This is a genomic window from Belnapia arida (assembly GCF_016773205.1).
Classification (GTDB): Bacteria; Pseudomonadota; Alphaproteobacteria; order Acetobacterales; family Acetobacteraceae; genus Belnapia; species Belnapia arida.
In genome coordinates this window covers 1-5,388 of sequence record NZ_JAETWB010000102.1, presented here as the reverse complement: position 1 = coordinate 5,388, position 5,388 = coordinate 1, and the positions used below count along the sequence as shown (strand labels likewise).

Below are 5,388 nucleotides of genomic sequence, written 5' to 3'. Positions count from 1 at the left end.
TTGCTGCGTGGGCTCACCTACAACCTTCAGCGCCTCGTCCGTCTCGGTGCTCCCGCGTGAGCCTCGCGACAGGGCAAGAGCATCTCTCAATGCTGCTTTGTAAGGTTGTTGATCTATGGCCGGAACGAAGTGGTTGATCCAGGGTGGCGAGATGACCTCTGAGCCCGCCACTTACCCCGGCTAGCGCACCCAGGCCGAGATCATCTGTCACGCTGTTTGTCTGTACCGCCTTTTCAACCTGAGCTACCGAGACGTCGAGCTGCTCATTGCCGAGCGTGGCATCATCGTCAATCATGAGCGCTTCCGGAATGGTGCCTCACCTTTGGTAGCGAGTTCGCCTGCAAGCTCCGCAGCCGCAGGCCGCAGCCAAGTGATACCTGGCACTGTGTTGTGCGCAGTAATGTCATTTATCGCACATAAGATCACTGAATGTGACTCATGGCCACAAGGCCGGACGAACGACCCGGGAACCTCATGCAAGCGCCAGCAGTAACACTTTGAGTGCTTCCAAGCTGACCTTTGGCAGGGTCGCTTCGATGTTGGCGTGCGTCTGCCTCCAGATTGGCAGGGGCTCGAGGCAATGCTCGGCGTGGTCTGCGAGATCGCGGACGGCGTGGCTCGGCAGACGCTCGGCCCGGCGGATGCGCTGCGGCTGGCGGCTGAGGCCAGCGAGATCGCGGAGCGGCTGGGCCTCAACGGAAAGCTTGGCCATGCCTGGACGGCCGCGCTGCGGGCGGCGGAGCAGGCCGGCAGCGTGGCGGCCTACTGCGACGGGGCGGCGCTCGGCGCCATACCCGGCGACGCCGAGCCCGCCGACGCCGTGCAGGTGCTGACGCTGCACCGGGTCAAGGGGCTGGAGTTCGACCATGTGATGCTGGCGGGGCTCGAGGAGGGCGTCTGGCCGAATTGGCAGGCGGAGCAGCAGGGCGCGATCGCCGAGGAACGCCGGCTCTTCTATGTCGGCGTCACCCGCGCCCGGCATTCGCTGCGGCTGAGCTGGGTGCAGCGCCGCCGCGACTGGGCCGGCAAGCCATCACGCTTCCTGGCCGAAATCCCGAAGGCGTTGACCGAGGCCGGCGGCACTGCATCCTTGCAAGCCAAGAGTCCCGCACCGGCCAGCCGCCCGGCGCGGCCGGTGAAGCCGCCGTCCCAAGCCGAGACGGACCGATTGGTCGCCGAGTTCACGGCCCGCAAGGCGGCGAAGGCGCCACACTGATGCCGTGCATGCCGACGCCCGCGCTCGGTCCATCATGCGGCCGGCCCGGGTCATCCTGGCGCCGGTCTGACAACGGGGGTGAGACGGATAGGCTGCCATCAGCAGCGCATCGTTGGTGGCGGCCCCTTCAGCGGTGTTGTCGAAGGTGCACCAGACCGCCCCGTCGAGGCTGAGGAGGCGGTGCCGCAGCCGGTCGAGATAGGCCTGCGGATAGGGCGAGTAGTACATGCGCGGCGAGCCGTGCAGCCGAAAATAGGTCAGCGCCTGCCATCCGCCAGGCTCGGCGGCGCGCGGGACTGGTGCCGGATCAGCGGCGACACGCGCCACGCGGTGCTCGCCAGCCAAGGTTTCGGCGTGGCGCTGGGGCATGATCATCACCGGGTCGCTCGGGCATCGGCCAGCCGCTGCCCCTGGCTCTGCCGCCAGTGGTCAGTGCGTATAACGGCGCCGCCGAGCCACTCGCCGAGCTTGGAACCAGCGGCGCCGGGCGCTGCCGTTCCTGACCGCAATTGCCAGCGCTCGTCGCTGTCCGACCAGCACCACAAGCCGCTTGCCCCGGGTGACGCCGGTGTAAAGCAGGTTTCTCGCCAACATGGCATAGTGCTGAGTGCTGAGCTGAATCACGACGGCTGGGTACTCCGAGCCTTGGGCCTTGTGAATGGTTGTGGCATAGGCCAGCACCATCTCGTCCAGTTCGCCGAAGCCGTACACCACATTCCGTCCCTCGAAACTCACCACAAACTCGGCTTCCTCCGCACTGTACGCAGAAACCGGTCTCGGCGTTATGGTAGGTGACCCGCTCCACCAACCTGGCCAGCGCCTCCTGTGGAGCAGCCAGGGCGTTCTGAGGTGTCGTGGTAAGGCATCAAAGCGTTCATAACAGGAAGATAGGGCCTCAGGCTGCGGACTGCGCGGGTCATCCACTTGCGAGAACTGAGTCGCACCAACCCGCAAATCCCTGGGCTCGTCCAAAGCGCGGAATGGCGTCGATTTGGGGCCTTGCAAAGGCTGCCTATTGGGGACGACTAGGATTGCCTACTACCTTGCCGAACCTTAACCTTCTCCAAAATAGGGAGGAGCGATATGCGTTTTCAGGATCAAGCCGTGCTGGTAACTGGAGGCGGCAGCGGAATTGGCCAGCAGGTGTGCTTCGCGGCAGCCAGGGAGGGCGCTCGGGTAGCCGTTGCTGATCTCGATCAGGAACGCGCTGAGGCAACCGCCGCAGCAGTCCGTCAGCGTAGCGGCGAGGCGCATGCCTTCCGCGTCGACGTCACCGACCCAACGTCTGCCATGAAGTTCGTGACCGCAGCGGAAGCATCCCTTGGCCGGCTGGATGTATTGGTCAATTCGGCTGGTATGCGAGAGATCGTCCCCGTGCTCGATCTATCGTTCGAGGAATGGCAACGCGTGATTAGCGTGAACCTGTCCGGCACCTTCCTGCCAAGCCAAGCCTTCGCGCGGCGGCTTGTGGCGTTGGGACGTCCGGGGCGCATAGTCAACCTGGCCTCGACCCTTGGGTTGATGGCAGCGCCGAAGCGCGCCGCATATACAGCATCCAAGCACGGTGTCGTCGGGCTGACCAAGCAGATGGCCTTGGAGTTGGGGGAGAAGAATATCCGCGTCAATGCGGTGGCACCTGGGGTTGTGCGCACGCCAATGACTGAGCGCTATTTTCAAGATGAAGAGTACGCCCAGGCGATCCGCGACATCCATGCCCTTGGCCGGTGGGCGGAACCGCATGAGATTGCCAACGCCATCCTGTTTCTGGCCGCCGAGGAGAACGGCTTCGTCACAGGAAGCATCCTGACGGTGGATGGCGGCTGGACGATTGGGAAGAAGATGTAGTTCGGTGTCGCGTTGTTGCATGGGTCAGCGGAGCGGATGCATGAGCCCGGTTAATGCTGTGCGGACGTACACGGACGTCCCAGATCCAGCATTCGGTGCAGCGTCGCTGCAGCGATTGCCACTTCGGTCGCCTGACGGTCTTCAGCCTGGAATCATAAGCAGTCGCCAAGCACGCACTTCCATTGCAAGATGTCAGCGTCGACCAAGGCGCGATGGTTTAGCCCGATGCCCGCGGCCTTTCCATGCGGCCGCGCTCGGCGGCCACCGCAGCTGCGCATCGCGCTGCGCTGGTGTGGTTTCGGCCGCGTCGCTCGGCACCGCACTCGCGCGCGGCGGCACGATGACGGCCGCATCGGCATGGCGCGCTGCGACTTCGGCGTAAACATCGTCTTTATCGTAGTAAGCGTCAGCCTACTGCCACGGCTTGAGCTTCTGGGCTGAGGTTCCAGGGCAGCAGGTCATGGATCCTGCTGGCGAGGTGACTCTTCGCCAGCCGGCCGAGCACGGTGGTGATGTAGGCCTCGAGGTCGTGGCTGTTGAGCTTGGCGGTCTCGGCTATGGTGTAGATGCCAAGGAATAGAAAGTTCTTCCTGGTCACGGCAATGCCGCGCAGCAGGCGCTCCGCCAAGTTGTTGTCGATCGAGAGCCGGCCGTCATCCAGGTAGCGCGTCAGCGCATCCCATCGGCCGAGCGCGTACTGCAGCGCCTTGCCCGGATCCGACTTGCTGGAGAGCCGACGCCGCTGCGCCTCCATCCAGTCCCGCAGCGCTACGAGCATTGGCTTGCTGTGGGCCTGACGCTCGGCGTGGCGGTGCTCGAGCGGCAGGCCATGGAGTTCGGCCTCGATGGCGTAGAGCGCCTGGATTTGCCGCGGGCCCTCTTCGGTGATCGGCGATTTGGTGCGCTCGAACTCGTCAAACAGGTAGCGCCTGGCATGCGCCCAGCAAGCAACATGCTGAACCACCGGCGGCTGGCCCTGCTGCGGCCGTCAGAGCGCGTTGTAGCCGGCAAAGCCATCCGCATGGACCCAGCCCTGGAACCCGGCCAGGTGGCCCTGTGGACGCTCGCCCTTGCGGTCCGCCGAGTAGCGGTAGAGCGCCGCGGGCGGCCCGGTCCCGCCCCAGGGCCGTGGATCATGGGCATAGACCCAGACCCTCGCCTCGCGGGTCTTGCCGCGGCCCGGCGCCAGGACCCGGATTGGCGTGTCGTCGGTCCAGAGCACCCGCTGTGCCAGGGCATGGCGGCCGATTGCCTCGGCCAGCGGCCGCAGCCACCAGGCGGCATGGCCGACCCAGTCGGCCAGGGTCTGCCGCTCGATCTCAACACCCTCGCGCGCCAGGATACCGGAGAGCCGATAGAGCGGCAGGCCGTCGACGTATTTCGAGACCAGCACATGGGCGAGCAGCCCAGGGCCAGGGCGGCCGCGCTTCACCGGCAGGTCCGGCGCCGCGGCCTGCAGAATAGCTTCGCAGGACCGGCAGGCGTAGCGTGGGCGGACATGGCGGATGACCTTCAGCCGGGCCGGCAGCTTCTCCAGCACCTCGGTGACATCCTCGCCCAGCCGGGTCAGCCGGGCGGGGTCGGTGCAGCCGCAGCGGCAGGCCAGCACCGGCTCGTGCAGGACGGTCTCGCGTGGCAGGTGCGCCGGCAGCGGCTTGCGGACGGGCTGCTGACGCGGCTTGGCCGGCGTCGTGCGAGCTGCTTTCGCCGCGGCAGCGGCCTGGGCCTGGTTCTCCTCCAGGTCGCCGATCAGCATCTCCAGCTGGCCGACCTCGGCCGTCAGCCGTTCCGAGGATTGGCCATAGTGCTCGCGCCGGGCGCGGGCCAGCTGCACCTTGAGCTTCTCGATCTCGAGCCGGCTGTTCAGCAGCAGCGCATCACGCTCGGCCAGGGCGGCGTCACGCTCCGCCAGCAGGCTCGCAGCGCGGCAATCTCGGCATCAGGCGTTGGGTACGGCACGGTATCTACTGGCCACTTCTAGCCAGCGAAATGCCCCCAAGCAATTCGGAATCGGCATCCCGCTGCATGGCTGTCTCCGGCCGTGCCGTCCAGGCCGGCATCCGCCAGTCGATCCCTTCCAGCAGCATCGAAAGCATCGCCGGCGTCAGCGACACCACTCCGCTCGTCGCCTGCGGCCAAACGAACTTGCCGCGTTCCAAGCGCTTGGCGAGAAGAATCAGGCCCTAGCCGTCCCAGACCAGAATCTTCAACAAGTCACCGCGGTGGCCGCGAAAGCAGAACAACGCGCCGCTGGGCCTGTCCCGATTTCACGGACACCTTTGATAGGCTGAGGAGCCTGGGAGGTGTCGATGACGGAGAGCAACAGA

At 65.7% G+C, this 5,388-nt stretch carries 3 protein-coding genes and 3 pseudogenes; 2 read left to right on the top strand and 4 right to left on the bottom strand.

All coding sequences use genetic code 11. The features are described from left to right. Positions 1-544: 544 nt before the first annotated feature. Positions 545-1,216: a 3'-5' exonuclease gene (locus JMJ56_RS34605; protein WP_328702526.1), complete on the top strand. Its 672-nt coding sequence runs from the start codon at positions 545-547 to the stop codon at positions 1,214-1,216. Between the two features lie 153 nt (positions 1,217-1,369). Here JMJ56_RS34605 and JMJ56_RS34600 read toward each other — a convergent pair. Together JMJ56_RS34600 and JMJ56_RS32555 are read right to left on the bottom strand one after the other, a co-directional pair. After that, positions 1,370-1,585: pseudogene (locus tag JMJ56_RS34600) on the bottom strand (hypothetical protein); the annotation flags it as partial. 5 nt (positions 1,586-1,590) lie between these two features. Then, positions 1,591-1,969 (bottom strand): annotated as a pseudogene (locus JMJ56_RS32555) (ATP-binding domain-containing protein); the annotation flags it as partial. A 330-nt stretch (positions 1,970-2,299) separates the two neighbouring features. Here JMJ56_RS32555 and JMJ56_RS32550 point away from each other — a divergent pair. After that, positions 2,300-3,061: an SDR family NAD(P)-dependent oxidoreductase gene (locus tag JMJ56_RS32550; protein ID WP_202836027.1), complete on the top strand. Its 762-nt coding sequence runs from the start codon at positions 2,300-2,302 to the stop codon at positions 3,059-3,061. 406 nt (positions 3,062-3,467) lie between these two features. Here the strand turns inward: JMJ56_RS32550 and tnpC are convergent. Continuing rightward, positions 3,468-4,976: pseudogene (gene tnpC / locus JMJ56_RS32545) on the bottom strand (IS66 family transposase). A 49-nt stretch (positions 4,977-5,025) separates the two neighbouring features. Further along, positions 5,026-5,238, bottom strand: coding sequence for an IS66 family insertion sequence element accessory protein TnpB (tnpB, locus tag JMJ56_RS35955; protein WP_407927988.1), 213 nt, complete (start codon positions 5,236-5,238; stop codon positions 5,026-5,028). Positions 5,239-5,388: the final 150 nt, after the last annotated feature.